This is a genomic window from Paracoccus versutus (genome assembly GCF_029909795.1).
GTDB lineage: Bacteria > Pseudomonadota > Alphaproteobacteria > Rhodobacterales > Rhodobacteraceae > Paracoccus > Paracoccus versutus.
In genome coordinates this window covers 2,163,065-2,181,231 of the sequence record NZ_CP038197.1, presented here as the reverse complement: position 1 = coordinate 2,181,231, position 18,167 = coordinate 2,163,065, and the positions used below count along the sequence as shown (strand labels likewise).

The following is an 18,167-nucleotide window of genomic DNA, read 5'->3' as shown; positions in this document are numbered from 1 at the left end:
GCTTTCACCCCATCCATACGCCGCCCTGCCGCGGCCACAAGTCCTAGCGCGGGCTAAGCTGCGTGCCCGGCGCCGCCGCGCCGGTCAGGATGCCGCGCAGATAGTCGGTGACAGAGCGGAAGCCGATCAGCACATAGCCGCCCGGCTCGCGCCAGATGCCGCAGGCGACCTGGGCCGCGCGGGTGCGGCGCAGCCCGTCCTCGGGCATGGCCGCCAGGTCGGTCGGGCACAGCTTCATCAGCACGTCCAGCGCGCGGGCGCCCTGGATGCGGAACACCGCGCGCATGTCGCTGACATCCAGCGCCAGCGCGTGCTCGGTCGCAAGCGCGTCCTGCAACGCGGCCAGCGCCTCGGCCGTCTCGGCCCGCGGCAGGATCAGCAGCAGCTCGTCCGGCGACATCCAGCCAAGCGAACGGCTGCCGTCAGCGGTGATGCGGCCCTGTTCGGGCAGCGCGACCCCTGCCGCCCCGGCGATGGCATCGCCCGCCCGCGCCAGGTCGGCGCGGATCTGGATCATGCCCCAGTCCTGCACCTGAGAGATCTTCGCCAGTGCCTCAGCCATTCGCCCGGCTCCCTTCCTTGTCATAGAAGACCGGATCGACGATCCGCGCCTTGTAGCTTTCCTGACCCGCGACGGGGAACTCCAGCACCTCGCCCATGCGGTCCGGCCCCTGCCGCACCAGGCCCATGGCGATGGGCCGGTCGAGCGTCGGTGACATGTAGGTCGAGGTCACGCGGCCCTGCACCTTGCGCTGGCCATTGGCGTTCACGCCCTGGTCGACCGCATAGACCCCGTCGGGCAGCACCCGGCCGTCCACGCTTTCCAGGCCCACCAGCTTCCAGCGGCCGGGATCGGTCATGAAGCTGCGCTCTTGCGCACGCTTGCCGATATAGTCGGTCTTTTTCTTGCTGATCGCCCAGGACATGCCCAGATCCTGCGGGATCACCGTGCCGTCGGTTTCGTCGCCGATCATGATGAAGCCCTTTTCGGCGCGCATGACGTGCATGGCCTCGGTGCCGTAGGGGGTGATGTTCAGGTCGCGCCCGGCCTCATGCAGCTTTTCCCAAAGCTCCAGGCCCCGGTTCGCGGGCACCGCCACCTCGAAGGAAAGCTCGCCCGAGAAGCTGATGCGATAGACCCGCGCCGGGATGCCGGCGATCTCGCCCTCGATCCAGCCCATGAAGGGCAGCGCCTCGGGCGACAGGTCGATCTGGCCGCCCAGCCGCTCCAGCAGCACGCGGGCCTTGGGGCCGACCACGGCGACCTGCGCCCATTGCTCGGTGACGTTGGCGGTCCAGACCTTCCAGTCCCACCATTCGCATTGCAGCCAGTCCTCGAAATGACCGTGCATGCGGTCGGCGCCGCCGGTGGTGGTATGGACCAGCCAGGTGTCCTCGCTGAGCCGCGCGGCCACGCCGTCGTCGATGAGGAAGCCGTTCTCGTTGCAGATCAGGCCATAGCGGCACTTGCCGACCGGCAGGGTGGACATCATGCCGGTATACATCATGTCGAGGAACTTGCCCGCATCCGGGCCCTTGACGATGATCTTGCCCAGGGTCGAGGCGTCGAGCGTGCCGACCGAGGCGCGCACCGCGCGGATCTCGCGCGCCACCGCGTCGCCATGGCTTTCGCCGCCCTTGGGGTAGCAATAGGGGCGGCGCCAATGGCCGACCGGCTCGAAGAAGGCGCCCTGCGCCTCGTGCCAGCCATGCATCGGCGTCTTGCGCAAGGGCTGGAAGATCTCGCCCCGCGCCTCGCCGGCGATGGTGCCCAGCGTCAGCGGCGTATAGGGCGGGCGGAAGGTCGTCGTGCCCGTGGCCGGGATCGGCTGGTTCAGCGCATTGGACAGCACGGCGAGGCCGTTGATGTTGCTGACCTTGCCCTGGTCGGTCGCCATGCCCAGCGTGGTGTAGCGCTTGGTATGCTCGACGCTGTGATAGCCTTCCTGCGCGGCCAGTTCGACATCCGAGACCTTCACGTCGTTCTGGAAGTCGAGCCACATCTTGAACTTCATCTTGCGCGTGGCGTGGGCCGGCATGACCCAGACCGGCATGGTCGCCGCCTCGGCCTGCGCCCCGGTCAACTCCGAGACCAGCAGGTCGCCCGCCGCCGCACCCACGCAGCTGGCCATCGCCTTGCCGTCGGCCCCGGTCGGGGGGCGGTTCGGATCGGGCGCGAACATCGACTGCGCGTCGGACCAGTTCAGCTTGCCGCCGCAATGGCTCCACAGGTGGACGACCGGCGACCAGCCGCCGGACATGGCGACGCAATCGGCATCCACGGTCTCGGTCACCTGGCCCGAACCGGAATGGGCGCAGATCTTGACCGCCTCGACCGCCTGGCCGCCCTTGATGCCGGCAACGGCGCAGCCGGTCAGGACGCGCACGCCGCGGGCGCGGACAGCCGCGGGCAGCGCGCCCTCGGCCGTGCTGCGCGCGTCGATCACCACGGCGACTTCCAGCCCCGCATCCAGCGCCACCAGCGCGGTGCGATAGGCATCGTCGTTATTGGTGACGACGACGATCCGGCGGCCCGGCGCCACACCGTAATTGTCGATGTAATCCCGCACGGCCGAGGCCAGGATCACGCCCGGCACGTCGTTGCCGGCAAAGCTCAGCGGCCGCTCCAGCGCGCCGGTGGCGACGATCACATGGCCCGCGCGGAGGCGCCACAGGCGCTGGCGCGGAATGCCGGCGTTCGGGTCGTGGTCGGCCAGCGATTCCCGCACCAGCAGATAGCCGTGGTCGTAAAGCCCGGTCGCCTGGGTCGAGCGGCGCAGGGTGACATTGGCCATCCCCCGCAGCTCGGCCAGCAGCGCATCGACGCGGGCCTGGCCCTCGGCATGGTCGGTGGGGGTGCGGCCGCCGAAATGCGGCGTCTGCTCGACCAGCCAGACCGATTTGCCCTCGCGGCCCGCGTCGCGGGCGGCGGTCAGCCCGGCGATGCCGCCGCCGACGACCACCACGTCCACATGGGCATAGGCCTGTTCGTACTTGTCCGGGTCGGCCTCGGTCGGCGCCTTGCCCAGGCCGGCCGAGCGGCGGATGATCGGCTCGAACACATGCTTCCAGAACGGGCGCGGATGCATGAAGGTCTTGTAATAGAAGCCCGCCGGGAAAAAGCGATACATCCAGTTGTTGATCGCGCCGATGTCGGCGTTCAGGCTGGGCCAGCAGTTCTGGCTGGTGGTGGCCATGCCGCCGACCAGCGGCGTGGTGGTGGCGCGCTGGTTCGGCTCGAACCGGCCGCCCTGGCCAAGGCCCAGCAGCGCGTTCGGCTCTTCCGCGCCCGAGGCGATCGGGCCGCGCGGGCGGTGATACTTGAAGCTGCGGCCCATCATCAGCTGGCCGTTCGCCAGCAGGGCCGAGGCCAGCGTGTCGCCCGCGACCCCGCGCATCTGGCGGCCGTCGAAGCGGAAGGGCAGTTGATAGGCGCGGTCGATCAGGCGGCCGCCGCGCGGCAGGCGGAAGGGTCCGGTCTGGGTCATGCGTTCAGGCTTTCGGCGGAGGTTTCGGCGGCGGCGGGCGTCCAGTCGGGCTGCCAATCCGGGCGGGCGGCCTGGACTGCGGCGACGATCTCGGGCGTGGGATGCGGGGTCTGGGCGCTGTAGGTGCCAAAGACCTGCAGCGTGGCGGTGTCACGCGCCGCCATGAACCACTTGCCGCAGCCATAGGCATGGCGCCAACGCTCGAAATGCACGCCCTTGGGGTTCTTGCGGGCGAACAGATAGGCCTCGAACTCGGCATCGGACGAGCCGGGGCCGAAGCGCTTCAGATGCGCCTCGCCGCCGGGCTGCAGCTCGGTTTCCTCGGCCGCGACGCCGCAATAGGGACAGGTCAGGGTCAGCATGGATCACTCCTTGGGCGGCAGGACGCGCAGGCGGGCCGGCGCCCAGGGGGTCGGCCGGGCGCGCATGGCGGCAATGGAAAGCGAAAGGTCGATGAAGGGCGCGCAGCCGGCAATGCCCGGCGCGGCGGCGCGGGCTTTGCGGCTTGCAGAGAGGGGGCGCGGGTGCGCCGCGCTTGGGCGCAGCAGGTCATCGCCGGGGCAGCCCGCGCGGCCGCCGAACACGGCATGGCCAGAAGCCGAGGGGCAAATCGCCCCCCGGCGCTGGAGAGAGAGGGCGCCCGAAGGCGCCGAAAGGGGCGCCTTAGTTGGCCGGAGCCGGGGTGGCAGGCTCGGCCGGGGCGGGAGCAGCGGGATCGGCCGGAGCAGCATCGGCCGGCGGCTCGACCGAGACGGCGCCGTCATCGACAGGTGCGGGTTCGGACGAGACGGCCGGCGCGGTCGGCGGCTCGGTCGCGGTTGGCTCGGTGCCTGAAGACACGAACCAGTAAATGACGACCAGCACGACGACGACGACGCCGACGATGAGCCAGAGGTTGCTCTTGTTCTGTTCGGCCATGAAGAAAACTCCTTGGTCATGGTGACGTAATCCAACAATTCACCAGACGAGGAACAGTTTCCCAACCCTTGCGAAAAATTTTCCGCCGCAACCGGCACTTGGGCAAAAATCGGCCCAAAAACCGCATGCGCCGGCAGGATCATGCCCGCGCTGCGCATCAATGCGCCACCCCCGCGGCGACGCTTTCGTCGATGAAGCGGCCCTGGACGAAGCGGTTCAGCCCGAAATCGGCGGCCAGCGGGCCGGGCTGGCCCTTGGCCACCAGTTCCGCCATGGCCCAGCCCGAGCCGGGGATGGCCTTGAAGCCGCCGGTGCCCCAGCCGCAGTTGACGAAGATGTTGCCGACCGGCGTGGCCGACAGGATGGGCGAGCGGTCGCCGGTCATGTCGACGATCCCGCCCCATTGCCGCAGCATCTTGAGCCGCGACAGCATCGGGAAGGTCTCGATCAGCGCGCGCACGGTTTCCTCGACATGGTGCCAGGAGCCGCGCTGGGTGTAGTTGTTGAAACCGTCGGTGCCGCCGCCGATCACCATCTCGCCCTTGTCGGATTGCGACAGGTAGCCGTGGACGGTGTTGGCCATGATGACCAGGTCGCAGCAGGGCTTGATCGGCTCGCTCACCAGCGCCTGCAGCGCCAGCGATTCGATGGGCAGGCGGAAGCCCGCCATCTCGGCCAGGACCGAGCTGTGGCCGGCGGCGATCAGCGCCAGCTTGTCGCATTCGATCCGGCCCTTGCCGGTGTTCACCGCCCTGACCTGGCCGTTTTCGGTCTCGATGCCGGTCACTTCGCAGTTCTGGATGATATGCATGCCCATGGCCGAGCAGGCGCGGGCATAGCCCCAGGCCACGGCGTCGTGGCGGGCGGTGCCGCCGCGTTCCTGGTAAAGCCCGCCCAGGACCGGATAGCGCGGCCCCTCGATATTGATGATCGGCAGCATGTCCTTGATGCGCTTGGGGCTGACCCATTCGGTCGCCACGCCCTGCAGCTGGTTGGCATAGACGGTGCGCTTGTAGCCGCGCACCTCATGCTCGGTCTGCGCCAGCATCAGAAGGCCGCGCGGGCTGAACATGATGTTGTAGTTCAGATCCTGCGACAGGTTTTCATAAAGCTTCAGCGCCTTGTCATAGATCGCCGCCGACGGGTCTTGCAGGTAGTTCGACCGGATGATGGTGGTATTGCGGCCGGTGTTGCCGCCGCCCAGCCAGCCCTTTTCGATCACCGCGACATCGGTGATGCCGAAATTCTTGCCCAGGTAATAGGCGGTGGCCAGGCCGTGGCCGCCGGCCCCGACGATGACGACCTGGTATTTCTTCCTGGGCTCGGGGCTGGCCCAGGCGCGTTTCCAGCCGGTATGCAGCCGCATCGCCTCTTTCGCGATGGCAAAGACCGAATAGCGGCCGGTGCTGGAACTTGCAGATGCGGGCATGGGGGAACCTCTTGCGACTCGATCCATGCAGAGTGAAGCGAGGGCGGTTTTCGGGCAAGCCGCGTTGCGACGGGGCGATTGTCGAATTGCGTCAGGGGTCGGCGCAGATGTCCCGCGGTCCAGTTCGCGATTTGTCGCAGGGCTTTGACTTTCTCGGCCAGCGGAAAACCGCTATCACCGGACCAGCCAAAGAGAGGAAGCCGATGTTCTGGATCATCTGCGCCGCGCTGGCGGGGGTGGTGGCCGTGGCCATCGCCGCGCCGCTTCTGCGCCGGCAGGGCGAGGCGGCCGAGCCCGCCGCCGCCTATGACCTGCGAATCTATCGCGACCAGCTGCGCGAGGTCGAGCGCGATCTGGAGCGCGGCGTGATCGACACGGCGGATGCCGAGCGGCTGCGGGTCGAGATCGGGCGCAAGGTGCTGGCCGCCGACCGCGCGCTGGAACGCGCCGGCAGCACCCGGCGCAGCGCCGGCGGCTGGGCGGCGCTGGCGTTGCTGGCCGTGCTGCTGGGCGGGGCCTTCCTGACCTACCAGCGCCTGGGCCAGCCCGACCGGCCCGACGCCCCCATCGCGCAGCGCATCGCCCAGGCGCAGGAGCTTTACGACACCCGCCCCAGCCAGGCCGAGGCCGAGGCGCAGGCCCCCCGCCCCGCCCGCCCCGAGCCCGACGCCGACTATGTCGCCTTGATCGAGCGGCTGCGCGAGGCGGTCATGAAGAACCCCAACGACCCGCGCGGGCTGGAGCTTCTGGCCGAGCACGAGGAGCGGCTGGGCAACCTGGTCGCCGCCAAGGATGCGCAGCGCCGGCTGGTTGCCCTGCGCGGCGACAAGGCCAGCGCCGAGGATCTGGCGCGGCTGGCCGGGCTGACGATCGAGGCGGCGGGCGGCATCATCACCCGCGAGGCCGAGGATACCGTGGCCCAGGCCCTGGCGCGCGATGCCCGCAATCCGCAGGCGCGCTTCATGGCCGGGCTGCTGCACCTGCAGAACGGCCGGCCCGACCAGGCGTTTCCGGTCTGGGCCCGGCTGCTGGCCGAGGGGCCCGAGGACGCGCCCTGGATCGCGCCGATCCGGGGCTCGATCCAGGATCTGGCCTGGTTTGCCGGCCACCCGGACTATACCCCGCCGGAACCCGCCGCCTCGGGCACGCCGGGCATGCCCAGCCTGCCCGCGATGCCCGGCCCGGATGCCGACGCCATGGCCGCGGCCGAGGAAATGACCGCCGAAGAGCGCCAGCAGATGGTCGAGGGCATGGTCAAGGGGCTGGAGACCCGGCTGGCCACCCAGGGCGGCACGCCCGAGGAATGGGCGCGGCTGATCTCGTCCCTGCCGGTGATCGGGCAAAAGGACCATGCCGACGACATCCTGGGCGAGGCGCGCAAGCAGTTCGCCGGCGATGCCGCGGCGCTGGAGGTGATCGAGGCGGCGGCAAAACAGGCCGGGCTGGAATGATCTGCGAGAACGTCGAGAGCTTTGCCGCAGCCCTGCCCCGCACCGGCGCCGTCGCCGGGCTGGACCTGGGCACCAAGACCATCGGCGTCGCGGTCAGCGACGGGCTGCGCAGCGTCGCCTCGCCGCTGACGGTGATCCGGCGCACGAAGTTCACCGTCGATGCGCAGGCGCTGCTGCAGATCGCCGCCGACCGGGCGCTGGTCGGGCTGGTGCTGGGCCTGCCGCGCAACATGGACGGCAGCGAGGGGCCGCGGGCGCAATCGACCCGCGCCTTTGCCCGCAACCTGGAACGGCTGACGCCGCTGCCGATCACCTTCTGGGACGAGCGGCTGTCGACCGTCGCCGCCGAACGCGCGCTGCTGGAGGGCGACACCTCGCGCAAGCGCCGCGCCGAGGTCATCGACCAGGTCGCGGCCGGCTATATCCTGCAAGGTGCGCTGGACCGGCTGCGCTTCCTGGGGGCCGGCGGATGAAGCCCTCGACGCCTTGCGTCAACATCTGCCGGATCGAGCCGGCAAGCCGGCTTTGCACCGGCTGCCTGCGCAGCATCGACGAGATCGCCGGCTGGGGCCGCATGACCGAGGCCGAGCGGCTGGCGATCATGGCCGAGCTGCCCGGCCGCGCCCTGCCCGGCTGCGGCAGGGCGGACTAGCGCGTCACCACCCGCACCTCGCGGATCGCGGCCTTGAGCCGCACCCGCGTCTCGACCGGCTCGCGCGCCACCGCGTCCAGGATCGCCCGCATGTCGCCCCTGAGCCCGTGCAGCTGGTCGACCAGCGACAGCACCAGGGCCAGCGCCTCTTCGTCCAGGTGATAGCCCTCGGCCAGGTCGACGACCAGGCTCAGCCGCGCCAGGTCGATGTCGCGAAACAGCGGACCCTGTTCGGATTGCACCGGCACGACCACGCCGGCGCGGATATAGCGCTCCAGCTGCTCGGGCGTCAGGTCGCTGATCGCCTCCAGCGTCTCGGCCAGGGTATGATGGGGCTGGGTCATTTTCCCCTCCTCGGATCATAGGCATGGTTCTGGCGCCACTCTTCGATGAAGCGGGCCAATTCGTCGTCGACCCTGGGCGGCATCACGATCTTCAGCACGACATGCTGGTCGCCGCGCCGCCCGTCCGCGCCCCTGATGCCGCGGCCCTTCAGCCGCAGCTTCTGGCCGGAGCTGGCGCCGCGCGGGACGGTCAGCATCACCGGGCCGTCGATGGTCTGCGCCTCGACCTTGCCGCCCAGCACGGCCTCGTCGATGGTGATGGGCAGCGTGGTCTCGACGTCGTTGCCGTCGCGCTTCCAGTCGGGATCCTCGGCCACGATCAGGGTCAGCAGCGCGTCGCCCGGCTCGCCATTGCCCATGCCGGGACCGCCCTTGCCGCGCAGCCGGATGACCTGGCCGTCATGCGCGCCCTCGGGGATCTTGACCTCCAGCACGCTGCCGTCGGGCATGGTGATCCGGGTCGAACCGCCGCGGGCCGCCGTCATGAAGTCGATCTCCAGGGTAAAGCGCTGGTCGGGGCCGCGCATGTCGAAGCTGCGCGCCCCGCCGCGCCGGCCGCCGCCGCCGGCACGGCCGCCGAACAGGTCCGAGAACACGTCCGACAGATCGTCGAACCCATGCGGCTGGCGATAGGGGTTGTCGCCCGATTCGGCATATTCGCGATAGTAATGCCGCTGCGGCTGCTCCTGCCCCTGGGCGTCGATCTCGCCGCGGTCGAAGCGGGCGCGCTGCTCGGGGTCTTTCAGCAGGTCATAGGCGGAAGAGGCGGCCTTGAAGCGCTCATGCGCGGCAGGATCGGGATTGAGGTCCGGGTGGTCGGTCTTGGCGATCCGGCGATAGGCTCGCTTGATGTCGTCCTGGCTGGCGTTCTTGCCCAGCCCCAGCGCCTTGTATGGATCGTCGGCCATGGCCGCGGCTTCCTTTCTTCACCTGTCGTCACGGGAACGCGCGGGCGCACCCTGGGTTTCATGCCCGTTCCGGCCCGGCCGCGGGGCCGAGAAACTGCCGCCCGGCAGGAAGCCCGCCCCCAGCGGCAGCGCGGCCGCCCCCAGCGTGCGGGCCCGGCGGCCCAGGGCTCCGGCGCGCACCTCGGGCAGGGTGACGCCGTGGTGGCGCATCCCGGCCAGGCTGGCCGCGGTCGCCTGCACCAGCCCGGCCCGCAGCACGGCCGGCATGGCGCCGTCGATCACCACCAGCGGCAGGTCCAGCACCGCCACCGCCCCCAGAGCCGCATGGGACAGCACCCGCGCCGATTCGTCCAGCCATTCCCGGACGATACCGGGCGGCAGATCCCAGGCCGCATCGTCCAGCGGCAGGTCGCCCCCCAAGGCCGATTCCAGCACGGAAATCGAGGCCACGTCCAGCACCTGCCGCCCCCCCGGCACCGGATAGGAGCCCATCGCCCCCGCGTTGCGCGACGGCCCCAGCCGCAGCCGCCCGTCCAGCACCACGCCGCCGCCGGCGAAATGCGCGACATAGAAATACAGGAAATCCTGCGGCAATTCCTGGGTGCCGAACATCATCTCGGCTCCGCAGGCGCAGGAGCCATCATTCTCCAGCCAGACCGGCAGGTCCAGCGCCTGCGCCAGTTCGGCGCGCAGGTCGCGGCCGCGCCAGGGGGCCATCTCCTCGGCCCAGTCCCACAGGTAGAAGGGGCTGGCGATGCCCATGCCCGACAGCCGCGCGCGCTGCGCTTGGGTCAATTCGGCCAGGATCTCGGCCGCGCCGGCGACGGCGAAGTCGCGAATCGCGTCGGGCTGCGGATAGGCATGGGGCAGCACCCGGATCTGCCGGATGCCCCCGGCGAAATCGACCAGCACCAGCTCGGCCACCCGGCGCCCGACCTTGAGGCCCAGAAACAGCGCCCCCTCCGGCGCCAGGGCCAGCGGCAGTAGCGGCTGGCCGACCTTGCCGCGCCGCCGCTCGCCCCCCGCATCCAGCAGGCCCGCGGCGATCAGCTCGCGCGTGATGTTGGTGACGGCCTGCGCAGACAGGCCCGTGGCCTGGGCCAGCGCGGCGCGCGGCATCGGTCCGTTGCGGCGAATCAGCCACAGGATCAGCCGCTCGTTCTGGCTGCGGACCCCCTGCGGCGTCGCCGCCGGATTGGTGTTCGGCATGGTCGCTTCCTCCCTCCCCTATTAAATCAACGAAATTGATTTATTGACAAGCCCCCGTTTCTTCGGCAGCCTTTTACAGGAGGCGGCGGTCAGACCCGCCCAGAGGAGGAAGGACATCATGACCAAGACCAAACTGCTGCGCGCGGCGCTGGCGGGCACGGCCCTGACCCTGATCGCCGGCATGGCGCAGGCCGACAGCGCCTGCCTGATCACCAAGACCGACACCAACCCCTTCTTCGTGAAGATGAAGGAAGGCGCGCAGGCCAAGGCCGCCGAGCTGGGGCTTGAGCTGAAATCCTATGCCGGCCGCATCGACGGCGACCACGAAAGCCAGGTCTCGGCGGTCGAGGCCTGCATCGCGGACGGCGCCAAGGGCATCCTGATCACCGCCTCGGACACCAAGGCCATCGTCGATTCCCTCCAGGCGGCGCGCGATGCCGGGCTGCTGGTCATCGCGCTGGACACGCCGCTGGACCCGGTCGATGCGGCGGACGCGACCTTCGCCACCGACAATTTCAAGGCCGGCGAGCTGATCGGCCAATGGGCCAAGGCCACCATGGGCGATGCGGCGGCCGAGGCCAAGATCGCGCTTCTGGACCTGGCGATCTCGCAGCCCTCGGTCGACGTGCTGCGCGACCAGGGCTTCCTGCAGGGCTTCGGCATCGAGCTGGGCGACCCCGAGAAATGGGGCGACGAGACTGACCCGCGCATCGTCGGCCACGAAGTCACCTCGGGCAACGAGGAAGGCGGGCTGAAGGCGATGGAGACGCTGCTGGCCAAGGATCCCGACATCAACCTGGTCTATACCATCAACGAACCGGCCGCCGCCGGCGCCTATGAGGCGCTGAAGGCCGTCGGGCGCGAAGGCGACGTGCTGATCGTCTCGGTCGATGGCGGCTGTCCCGGCGTGCAGAACGTCAAGGACGGCGTGATCGGCGCCACCTCGCAGCAATATCCGCTGGACATGGCGTCGCAGGGCATCGAGGCCATCGCCGCCTTCGCCAAGGACGGCACCAAGCCCGTGCCGACCGAGGGCAAGGATTTCACCGATACCGGCGTGCAGCTGGTGACCGACAAGCCGGCCGAGGGCATCGAATCCATCGACTCGGCCCGCGGCGCCGAGCTTTGCTGGGGCTGAGCCTCGACTGAACCGCAGGGCGGGGGAAACCTCGCCCTGACCACAGGCAGCGGCGCCCTGCACGGCGTCTTGCAAGGGGGGAGACCGTCCATGTCATCCGACACCAAGACGGCCGCCGGCTACGAGGAGGGCCTGCAAGGCGCCTCGGACAAGGTTGCCGAGTTCCACGAACAGAAAACCGCCCTGAAGCGCCTGCAGCACTGGCTGCACATGACGCCCTCGGCCGTGCCGATGATCGTGCTGGTCGCGGCGATCATCGTCTTTGGCCTGCTGTCGCCGAACTTCTTCAAGGCGGTGACGCTGTCCACCATCCTGCAGCAGATCGCCATCGTCGGCATCCTGGGCTGCGCGCAGTCGCTGGTGGTGCTGACCGCCGGGATCGACCTGTCGGTCGGCGCCATCGCGGTGTTTTCCTCGGTGCTGATGGGGCAGTTCACATTCCGCTACGGCATCCCGGCGCCGGTCTCGATCGCGCTGGGGCTGGCGGCGGGCACCGCCATGGGCTTTGCCAACGGCTGGCTGGTCGCCCGCATCAAGCTGCCGCCCTTCATCGTGACGCTGGGCACCTGGCAGATCATCCTGGCCGCGAACTACATCTATTCCGCGAACGAGACGATCCGCTCGTCGGCCATCGCCGCCGAGGCGCCGGCGCTGCAATTCTGGGGCTATTCCATCCAGCCGGGCGGGGTGAAGATCCTTTACGCGGTGTTCCTGATGGTCGCGCTGGTCGCCATCCTGGCCTACGTCCTGCGCCATACCGCCTGGGGCCGGCATGTCTATGCGGTGGGCGACGACCCGGATGCGGCGGAACTGGCCGGCGTGCGCACCCGGCGGGTGCTGATCCAGGTCTATGCGCTGGCCGGGTTCTTCTGCGCCATCGCGGGCTGGGTGATGATCGGCCGCTTCGGTTCGGTCTCGCCCTCGGCCTCGACCGGGCAGCTGGGCAATATCCAGTCCATCACCGCGGTGGTGATCGGGGGGATCAGCCTCTTCGGCGGCCGCGGATCCATCGTCGGCATGTTCTTCGGCGCGCTGATCGTCGGCGTGTTCGAGATGGGGCTGAAGATGGTCGGCACCGATCCGCAATGGACCTTCTTCCTCATCGGCCTGCTCATCATCCTCGCCGTGGCGGTGGATCAATGGATCAGAAAGGCATCGGCATGAACGCGAACATTTCCGGGGAACCGCTTCTGAAAGCCCGCGGGCTGGTGAAACGCTATGGCAAGGTCACCGCGCTGGACCATTGCGACTTCGACCTGATGCCGGGCGAGATCCTGGCGGTCATCGGCGACAACGGCGCGGGCAAGTCCTCGCTGATCAAGGCGCTGTCGGGCGCGGTCCAGCCCGACGAGGGCGAGATCACGCTGGAGGGCAAGCCGGTGCGCTTTGCCAGCCCGCTGGATGCGCGCGGCTATGGCATCGAATGCGTCTACCAGACGCTGGCCATGTCGCCGGCCCTGTCCATCGCCGACAACATGTTCATGGGGCGCGAGCTGCGCAAGCCCGGCATCATGGGCAAGTGGCTGCGCAAGCTGGACCGGCCGGCGATGGAGAAATTCGCCCGCGAGAAGCTGACCGAGCTGGGGCTGATGACGATCCAGAACATCAACCAGGCGGTCGAAACGCTGTCGGGCGGCCAGCGCCAGGGCGTGGCGGTGGCCCGCGCCGCCGCCTTCGGCTCGAAGGTGGTGATCCTGGACGAGCCGACGGCGGCGCTTGGCGTCAAGGAAAGCCGGCGCGTGCTGGAGCTGATCCGCGACGTGCGCTCGCGCGGGATCCCGATCATCCTGATCTCGCACAACATGCCGCATGTCTTCGAGGTGGCGGACCGCATCCATATCCACCGGCTGGGCCGGCGGCTTTGCGTGATCCGGCCGGACGACTATTCCATGTCGGACGCGGTGGCCTTCATGACCGGGGCAAAGGTGCCGGACGAGGTGGCAACGGCGGCCTGAACGGCGCGGCTGCGGGGGGCTTTGCCCCCCGTCCTTCGGACTCCCCCCCAGGATATTTTTGCATGGAAGAAATACTGGACCTTGTGGCAAGGCTGGGCCCTGGCCGGCGGATCGTGGCCATCCTGGGTGCGCCCGGATCGGGAAAATCGACCCTGGCCGCGCAGCTGGTGGCCGGGCTGGAGGATGCGGTTCTGGTGCCGATGGACGGGTTCCACCTGGACAACCGGCTGCTGGAGGCGGACGGGCTGCGCGGCTGCAAGGGCGCGCCCGAGACCTTTGACGCCGCGGGTTTCGTCGCGCTGGTGCGGCGACTGAAGGCGGGGGGCGAGGTGGTCCATCCGGTCTTCGACCGCGGCCTGGACCTGGCCATCGCCGGCGCCGGCCGCGTCGAGACGGGGCACCGGCTGGTGGTGGTCGAGGGCAACTACCTGCTGCTGGACCGCGCGCCCTGGCGCGAACTGGCCGGGCTTTGGGATCTGTCGGTCATGCTGGACGTGCCGATGGAGGAGCTGCGCCGGCGCCTGACCGCGCGCTGGCAGGGGCTGGGGCGTTCGCCGGCCGAGGTGATGGCGCATCTGGAGAACGACCTCGGCAATGCCGAACTGGTGCTGCGCGAATCGCTGCCCGCCGATCTGCGGGTCCGGCCCGCGCCTATTTCTTAGGCCGGAACGCCTTGATGCGGCCGGGGTCGGTTTCGATCCAGGCCGCGCCGATCAGGTCGAGACAATAGGGCACCGCCGCGAAAACCGCGTCGAGGCAGGTGGCGATGGCCGAGGGCTTGCCCGGCAGGGTGATCATGAGCGAGGCGCCGCGGATGCCCGCGGTCTGGCGCGACAGGATGGCGGTCGGCACCTCGCGCAGGCTGGCGCGGCGCATTTCCTCGCCAAAGCCGGGCAGTTCCTTTTCGATCACGTCGGCCATGGCCTCGGGCGTCTGGTCGCGCGGCGCCGGGCCAGTGCCGCCGGTGATCAGGATCAGGTCGGCGCCCTGGTCGTCGGCCAGGTCGCGCAGGCATTCGGCGACGATCTTGCGCCCGTCGGGGATGATGCGGCGCGTGATGTCCATGGGCGAGGTGATGGTGGCGCGCAGCCAGTCCTCGGCCCCCGGACCGCCCTTGTCCTCGTATTCGCCGCTGGCGGCGCGGTCCGAGACGGTGACGATGGCGATATGGGCGGGACGGGACATGGCGGGCCTCATGAAAAAGGCCGCGGGGGGCTGCCCGCGGCCGGTGGGTCTTACTTGAACTTGGCGTTGCGGTTCGCCACCAGCTTCAGCCGCAGCGCATTGAGCCGGATGAAGCCCGCCGCGTCCTTCTGGTCATAGGCGCCGGCGTCGTCCTCGAAGGTGACGTGCTTTTCGCTGTAGAGCGAATGGTCCGACCAGCGGCCGACCGTGTGGACGCTGCCCTTGTAGAGCTTCAGCCGCACGGTGCCGGTCACATGTTCCTGGCTCTTGTCGATCAGCGCCTGCAGCATCTCGCGCTCGGGGCTGAACCAGAAGCCGTTGTAGATCAGCTCGGCATAGCGCGGCATGATCGAATCCTTAAGATGGCCGGCGCCGCTGTCCAGCGTGATCTGTTCGATGCCGCGATGCGCCTCGAGCAGGATGGTGCCGCCGGGGGTCTCGTAGATGCCGCGCGACTTCATGCCGACGAAGCGGTTTTCCACGAAGTCGAGCCGGCCGATGCCGTGCCTGCGGCCGTATTCGTTCAGCGCGGTCAGGATGGTGGCGGGCGACAGCGCCTCGCCGTTGATCGAGACCGCGTCGCCCCGCTCGAAGCCGATCTCGATGTATTCGGGCTGGTTGGGCGCGTCCTCGGGGCTGACGGTGCGCTGGTAGACGTAGTCGGGCGCTTCCTCGGCGGGGTTTTCCAGCGCCTTGCCCTCGCTGCTGGTGTGCAGCAGGTTGGCATCGACCGAGAAGGGCGCCTCGCCGCGCTTGTCCCTGGCGATCGGGATCTGGTGTTCTTCGGCGAATTCGATCAGCCGGGTGCGCGAGGTCAGATCCCATTCCCGCCAGGGCGCGATCACCTTGATCGAGGGGTCGAGCGCATAGGCCGACAGTTCGAACCGGACCTGGTCGTTGCCCTTGCCGGTGGCGCCATGGGCCACGGCATCGGCACCGTGGCGATGCGCGATTTCCACCAGGTGCTTGGAGATCAGCGGGCGGGCGATCGAGGTGCCCAGCAGGTAAAGCCCCTCGTAGACCGCATTGGCGCGGAACATCGGGAAGACGAAATCGCGCACGAATTCCTCGCGCACGTCGACGATATGGATGTTTTCCGGCTTGATGCCCAGCAGTTCAGCCTTCTGGCGCGCCGGCTCCAGCTCCTCGCCCTGGCCCAGGTCGGCGGTGAAGGTGATGACCTCGCAGCCATATTCGGTCTGCAGCCATTTCAGGATGATCGAGGTGTCGAGCCCGCCCGAATAGGCAAGGACGACTTTCTTCGGCGCGTCGGACATGCGATATGGCCCCCGTTTTTTGAGTTGATGTTGCAATAGGATGTTTTCCGATGACCGACAAGAGCGGGGCGCGGCCCAACCGCAGGCAGGGCTTTTCCGGCAAACCGGGGGGATTTCGGCACGGGGCCCGGAGCAGGGTCATCCTGTGCCGGCGCAGGCTGCGGCGGGCGCGCGATGCCTTCATGGACCAGGCGGGCGCGCTGTTGCGGCGCGTCTTTCGCGACTGCTGGTGGCTCAGCGCGATCATCGCCGCGGTCCTTTTCCTGCCGCCGCTGCTGGTCAAGCCGCTGCCCGCCTGGCATGATCCCGTCGCCCTTGCCGTGCTGACGCTGGCCTTCGGCATCGCGGTGCTGGGCTGGGCCATCGCGATCATGGGTAGCCTGCAGCGCTGGCCCGGTTTCAGGCTGGGGCTGACCATCGCCATTCCGCTTGGCATGGCCATGCTTGCCCGGCTGAGCGCGCGCGACATCCTGGCGGACAGTTTCGGGGTTTCGCCCGACGCCTTTCCGATGAGCCTGGACATGCTGACCGCGGTCATGAGCCTTTGGCTGACCTTCGCCGGGGTCGGGGCGCTGCTCATGCTGCTGCTGTTCGGGCTGTTTACCTTGCAAATGCTGACGGGGGGCGGCGGCGCAGCCCTGCGGTCGATGGCCTTTGTCCTGCCGCTCAGCGCGATGATCGCGATGCCGCTGGCATCATCGCTGGCGATCATGCCCGACCTGCCCGGCACCGTCCGCGCGCTGGATGGGCAGGAAAGCTACCGATGCGCGTTCCCTTCCATGCCGTCCCGGCCCCTTGCCGTCACCTTCCTTTCCGATACGCAGGTGCTTGCCTGGATGCCCGATACCGCGCAGCCCGTCGTCCTGCCCTGCGAGATGGACGCCGCCCGCTAGCCAGGGCGGGCGGGCATCGCCCAGGGCGGCAAGCCATCCCCACTTGCCAACCGCCGCTTTTCGCGCCATTCGCCGGTCATGGAAAACTTTGCCGCCTCTGTCCGCCAGGCCGGGATCGCGCTGCGCGACCTTTTCGAGCCGACACCCTTGCAGAAGAACGACCACCTCTCGGCCAAATACGGCGCCGAGATCTGGCTTAAACGCGAAGACCTGACGCCGGTGCGCAGCTACAAGCTGCGCGGCGCCTTCAACGCCATGCGCAAGATCGGCGCCGGGCCGCAGGGGCATTTCGTCTGCGCCAGCGCCGGCAATCACGCGCAGGGCATGGCCTATGCCTGCCGCCATTTCGGCACCCGCGGCACGATCTTCATGCCCGTCACCACGCCCCGGCAAAAGATCGACAAGACCCGCATCTTCGGCAATGGCGCCATCGAGATCGTGCTGACCGGGGATTATTTCGACCAGACGCTGGCCGCGGCGCAGGATTTCGCCCGCGCGCAGGACGCCACCTTCCTGTCGCCCTTCGACGACCCGGACATCATCGAGGGGCAGGCCACGGTCGGGCTGGAACTGCTCGAGCAACTGGGCGGGGCGCCGGATGTCGTCGTCCTGCCGGTCGGCGGCGGCGGGCTGGCCGCCGGCGTCACCCGGCTGCTGGCCGAACTGGGCCCCGGCACCCGCGCCGAATTCGCCGAGCCAGAGGGCGGCGCCAGCCTGCGCGAGGCGCTGCTGGCCGGCGCCCCCGTGACCCTGCCCGCCGTGGACAATTTCGTCGATGGCGCCGCCGTGGCGCGGATCGGCGACCTGCCCTTTGCCGCGCTTGCCGGTTTCGACGCCGAGCGCGTCCATACCGCGCCCGAGGATCGCATCTGCGCTACCATGCTCGAGATGCTGAACATCGAGGGCATCGTGCTGGAACCGGCCGGGGCGCTGGCGGTGGACGTGCTGCGCGACATCCCGGATCTCGCCGGCAAGCGGGTGGTCTGCATCTGCTCGGGCGGGAATTTCGACTTCGAACGCCTGCCCGAGGTCAAGGAACGCGCCCAGCGTTTCTCGGGGCTCAAGCGCTATTTCATCCTGCGCATGCCGCAGCGGCCCGGCGCGCTGCGCGACTTCCTGCAGCTGCTTGGCCCCGAGGACGATATCGCCCGCTTCGAATACCTGAAGAAATCGGCGCGCAACTTCGGCTCGGTCCTGATCGGCATCGAGACCACCGCGCCGGAAAACCTCGCCCGGCTGTGCGAAAGGCTGGAGGCGGCGGGGATCGGCTATCGCGACATCACCCGCGACCCGGTGCTGGCGGAATTCCTGATCTGACCG

19 protein-coding genes are annotated in these 18,167 nt (G+C 69.0%); 9 read left to right on the top strand and 10 right to left on the bottom strand.

Annotated elements, in window-relative coordinates; all coding sequences use genetic code 11:
* Nucleotides 1-43: 43 nt before the first annotated feature.
* The 5 genes from E3U25_RS22070 to E3U25_RS22050 all read right to left on the bottom strand — a co-directional run bounded on the left by E3U25_RS22070 (nucleotide 44) and on the right by E3U25_RS22050 (nucleotide 5,835).
* Nucleotides 44-562, bottom strand: coding sequence for a sarcosine oxidase subunit gamma (locus tag E3U25_RS22070; RefSeq protein WP_116223050.1), 519 nt, complete (start codon nucleotides 560-562; stop codon nucleotides 44-46).
* The gene (locus E3U25_RS22065) at nucleotides 555-3,488 is read right to left on the bottom strand and encodes a sarcosine oxidase subunit alpha family protein (RefSeq protein ID WP_116223051.1); all 2,934 of its coding nucleotides are present in this window, start codon (nucleotides 3,486-3,488) and stop codon (nucleotides 555-557) included. The genes E3U25_RS22070 and E3U25_RS22065 overlap by 8 nt, the downstream gene beginning before the upstream one ends.
* Nucleotides 3,485-3,850 carry a sarcosine oxidase subunit delta gene (locus tag E3U25_RS22060; protein WP_116223052.1) on the bottom strand — a complete coding sequence of 122 codons (366 nt, stop codon included), beginning with the start codon at nucleotides 3,848-3,850 and terminating at the stop codon, nucleotides 3,485-3,487. The genes E3U25_RS22065 and E3U25_RS22060 overlap by 4 nt, the downstream gene beginning before the upstream one ends.
* Before the next feature lie 301 nt (nucleotides 3,851-4,151).
* Nucleotides 4,152-4,406: a hypothetical protein gene (locus E3U25_RS22055; protein ID WP_036750368.1), complete on the bottom strand. Its 255-nt coding sequence runs from the start codon at nucleotides 4,404-4,406 to the stop codon at nucleotides 4,152-4,154.
* Between the two features lie 157 nt (nucleotides 4,407-4,563).
* Complete coding sequence (locus E3U25_RS22050; RefSeq protein ID WP_036750370.1) at nucleotides 4,564-5,835, bottom strand: sarcosine oxidase subunit beta family protein; 1,272 nt, start codon at nucleotides 5,833-5,835, stop codon at nucleotides 4,564-4,566.
* A gap of 203 nt (nucleotides 5,836-6,038) precedes the next feature.
* Here E3U25_RS22050 and ccmI point away from each other — a divergent pair, with 203 nt between their 5' ends.
* Genes ccmI through E3U25_RS22035 form a run of 3 tightly spaced genes read left to right on the top strand, consistent with a single transcriptional unit; the run spans nucleotide 6,039 to nucleotide 7,938 of the window.
* Nucleotides 6,039-7,286 carry a c-type cytochrome biogenesis protein CcmI gene (ccmI, locus tag E3U25_RS22045; RefSeq protein WP_116223054.1) on the top strand — a complete coding sequence of 416 codons (1,248 nt, stop codon included), beginning with the start codon at nucleotides 6,039-6,041 and terminating at the stop codon, nucleotides 7,284-7,286.
* Nucleotides 7,283-7,759 (top strand): Holliday junction resolvase RuvX, encoded by a 477-nt coding sequence (gene ruvX, locus E3U25_RS22040; RefSeq protein ID WP_036751867.1) that lies wholly within the window; start codon nucleotides 7,283-7,285, stop codon nucleotides 7,757-7,759. Before ccmI ends, ruvX begins: the two co-directional genes overlap by 4 nt.
* Nucleotides 7,756-7,938 carry a DUF1289 domain-containing protein gene (locus E3U25_RS22035; RefSeq protein WP_116223055.1) on the top strand — a complete coding sequence of 61 codons (183 nt, stop codon included), beginning with the start codon at nucleotides 7,756-7,758 and terminating at the stop codon, nucleotides 7,936-7,938. Before ruvX ends, E3U25_RS22035 begins: the two co-directional genes overlap by 4 nt.
* Here E3U25_RS22035 and E3U25_RS22030 read toward each other — a convergent pair.
* The 3 genes from E3U25_RS22030 to E3U25_RS22020 are packed head-to-tail and all read right to left on the bottom strand — an operon-like array spanning nucleotide 7,935 to nucleotide 10,399.
* Nucleotides 7,935-8,282 (bottom strand): hypothetical protein, encoded by a 348-nt coding sequence (locus tag E3U25_RS22030; protein WP_036751871.1) that lies wholly within the window; start codon nucleotides 8,280-8,282, stop codon nucleotides 7,935-7,937. The two genes, E3U25_RS22035 and E3U25_RS22030, sit on opposite strands and share 4 nt — an antisense overlap.
* Nucleotides 8,279-9,190: a DnaJ C-terminal domain-containing protein gene (locus E3U25_RS22025; RefSeq protein WP_036751873.1), complete on the bottom strand. Its 912-nt coding sequence runs from the start codon at nucleotides 9,188-9,190 to the stop codon at nucleotides 8,279-8,281. Before E3U25_RS22025 ends, E3U25_RS22030 begins: the two co-directional genes overlap by 4 nt.
* A gap of 18 nt (nucleotides 9,191-9,208) precedes the next feature.
* Nucleotides 9,209-10,399: an ROK family transcriptional regulator gene (locus E3U25_RS22020; protein WP_116223056.1), complete on the bottom strand. Its 1,191-nt coding sequence runs from the start codon at nucleotides 10,397-10,399 to the stop codon at nucleotides 9,209-9,211.
* Nucleotides 10,400-10,517: 118 nt separating this feature from the next.
* Here E3U25_RS22020 and E3U25_RS22015 point away from each other — a divergent pair, with 118 nt between their 5' ends.
* The 4 genes from E3U25_RS22015 (at nucleotide 10,518) to E3U25_RS22000 (ending at nucleotide 14,154) form a co-directional block, all read left to right on the top strand.
* The gene (locus tag E3U25_RS22015; protein WP_036751878.1) at nucleotides 10,518-11,537 is read left to right on the top strand and encodes a sugar ABC transporter substrate-binding protein; all 1,020 of its coding nucleotides are present in this window, start codon (nucleotides 10,518-10,520) and stop codon (nucleotides 11,535-11,537) included.
* A 90-nt stretch (nucleotides 11,538-11,627) separates the two neighbouring features.
* Nucleotides 11,628-12,701: an ABC transporter permease gene (locus E3U25_RS22010; RefSeq protein WP_072461070.1), complete on the top strand. Its 1,074-nt coding sequence runs from the start codon at nucleotides 11,628-11,630 to the stop codon at nucleotides 12,699-12,701.
* The gene (locus E3U25_RS22005; RefSeq protein ID WP_208021261.1) at nucleotides 12,698-13,492 is read left to right on the top strand and encodes an ATP-binding cassette domain-containing protein; all 795 of its coding nucleotides are present in this window, start codon (nucleotides 12,698-12,700) and stop codon (nucleotides 13,490-13,492) included. Before E3U25_RS22010 ends, E3U25_RS22005 begins: the two co-directional genes overlap by 4 nt.
* A gap of 62 nt (nucleotides 13,493-13,554) precedes the next feature.
* Entirely contained in the window at nucleotides 13,555-14,154 is a 600-nt protein-coding gene (locus E3U25_RS22000; protein ID WP_116223057.1) for a nucleoside/nucleotide kinase family protein, read from the top strand.
* Here the strand turns inward: E3U25_RS22000 and mog are convergent.
* Both mog and E3U25_RS21990 read right to left on the bottom strand, forming a co-directional pair.
* Complete coding sequence (mog, locus tag E3U25_RS21995; RefSeq protein WP_116223058.1) at nucleotides 14,144-14,677, bottom strand: molybdopterin adenylyltransferase; 534 nt, start codon at nucleotides 14,675-14,677, stop codon at nucleotides 14,144-14,146. The two genes, E3U25_RS22000 and mog, sit on opposite strands and share 11 nt — an antisense overlap.
* A 50-nt stretch (nucleotides 14,678-14,727) precedes the next feature.
* Nucleotides 14,728-15,954 (bottom strand): argininosuccinate synthase, encoded by a 1,227-nt coding sequence (locus tag E3U25_RS21990; RefSeq protein WP_116223059.1) that lies wholly within the window; start codon nucleotides 15,952-15,954, stop codon nucleotides 14,728-14,730.
* 50 nt (nucleotides 15,955-16,004) lie between these two features.
* Here E3U25_RS21990 and E3U25_RS21985 point away from each other — a divergent pair, with 50 nt between their 5' ends.
* The gene (locus E3U25_RS21985) at nucleotides 16,005-16,847 is read left to right on the top strand and encodes a hypothetical protein (protein WP_116223060.1); all 843 of its coding nucleotides are present in this window, start codon (nucleotides 16,005-16,007) and stop codon (nucleotides 16,845-16,847) included.
* A gap of 78 nt (nucleotides 16,848-16,925) precedes the next feature.
* Entirely contained in the window at nucleotides 16,926-18,164 is a 1,239-nt protein-coding gene (gene ilvA, locus E3U25_RS21980) for a threonine ammonia-lyase IlvA (RefSeq protein ID WP_116223061.1), read from the top strand.
* Nucleotides 18,165-18,167: the final 3 nt, after the last annotated feature.

What these genes read in the sequence shown, in the direction of transcription:
- E3U25_RS22030 (WP_036751871.1), bottom strand. Translation starts at nt 8,282, where the DNA reads ATGACCCAGCCCCATCATACCCTGGCCGAGACGCTGGAGGCGATCAGC.
- E3U25_RS22005 (WP_208021261.1), top strand. Translation starts at nt 12,698, where the DNA reads ATGAACGCGAACATTTCCGGGGAACCGCTTCTGAAAGCCCGCGGGCTG.
- mog (WP_116223058.1), bottom strand. Translation starts at nt 14,677, where the DNA reads ATGTCCCGTCCCGCCCATATCGCCATCGTCACCGTCTCGGACCGCGCC.
- E3U25_RS22050 (WP_036750370.1), bottom strand. Translation starts at nt 5,835, where the DNA reads ATGCCCGCATCTGCAAGTTCCAGCACCGGCCGCTATTCGGTCTTTGCC.
- E3U25_RS22060 (WP_116223052.1), bottom strand. Translation starts at nt 3,850, where the DNA reads ATGCTGACCCTGACCTGTCCCTATTGCGGCGTCGCGGCCGAGGAAACC.
- ruvX (WP_036751867.1), top strand. Translation starts at nt 7,283, where the DNA reads ATGATCTGCGAGAACGTCGAGAGCTTTGCCGCAGCCCTGCCCCGCACC.
- E3U25_RS22065 (WP_116223051.1), bottom strand. Translation starts at nt 3,488, where the DNA reads ATGACCCAGACCGGACCCTTCCGCCTGCCGCGCGGCGGCCGCCTGATC.
- E3U25_RS22010 (WP_072461070.1), top strand. Translation starts at nt 11,628, where the DNA reads ATGTCATCCGACACCAAGACGGCCGCCGGCTACGAGGAGGGCCTGCAA.
- E3U25_RS22000 (WP_116223057.1), top strand. Translation starts at nt 13,555, where the DNA reads ATGGAAGAAATACTGGACCTTGTGGCAAGGCTGGGCCCTGGCCGGCGG.
- E3U25_RS21985 (WP_116223060.1), top strand. Translation starts at nt 16,005, where the DNA reads ATGACCGACAAGAGCGGGGCGCGGCCCAACCGCAGGCAGGGCTTTTCC.
- E3U25_RS22020 (WP_116223056.1), bottom strand. Translation starts at nt 10,399, where the DNA reads ATGCCGAACACCAATCCGGCGGCGACGCCGCAGGGGGTCCGCAGCCAG.
- E3U25_RS21990 (WP_116223059.1), bottom strand. Translation starts at nt 15,954, where the DNA reads ATGTCCGACGCGCCGAAGAAAGTCGTCCTTGCCTATTCGGGCGGGCTC.
- E3U25_RS22035 (WP_116223055.1), top strand. Translation starts at nt 7,756, where the DNA reads ATGAAGCCCTCGACGCCTTGCGTCAACATCTGCCGGATCGAGCCGGCA.
- E3U25_RS22055 (WP_036750368.1), bottom strand. Translation starts at nt 4,406, where the DNA reads ATGGCCGAACAGAACAAGAGCAACCTCTGGCTCATCGTCGGCGTCGTC.
- ccmI (WP_116223054.1), top strand. Translation starts at nt 6,039, where the DNA reads ATGTTCTGGATCATCTGCGCCGCGCTGGCGGGGGTGGTGGCCGTGGCC.
- E3U25_RS22070 (WP_116223050.1), bottom strand. Translation starts at nt 562, where the DNA reads ATGGCTGAGGCACTGGCGAAGATCTCTCAGGTGCAGGACTGGGGCATG.
- E3U25_RS22015 (WP_036751878.1), top strand. Translation starts at nt 10,518, where the DNA reads ATGACCAAGACCAAACTGCTGCGCGCGGCGCTGGCGGGCACGGCCCTG.
- ilvA (WP_116223061.1), top strand. Translation starts at nt 16,926, where the DNA reads ATGGAAAACTTTGCCGCCTCTGTCCGCCAGGCCGGGATCGCGCTGCGC.
- E3U25_RS22025 (WP_036751873.1), bottom strand. Translation starts at nt 9,190, where the DNA reads ATGGCCGACGATCCATACAAGGCGCTGGGGCTGGGCAAGAACGCCAGC.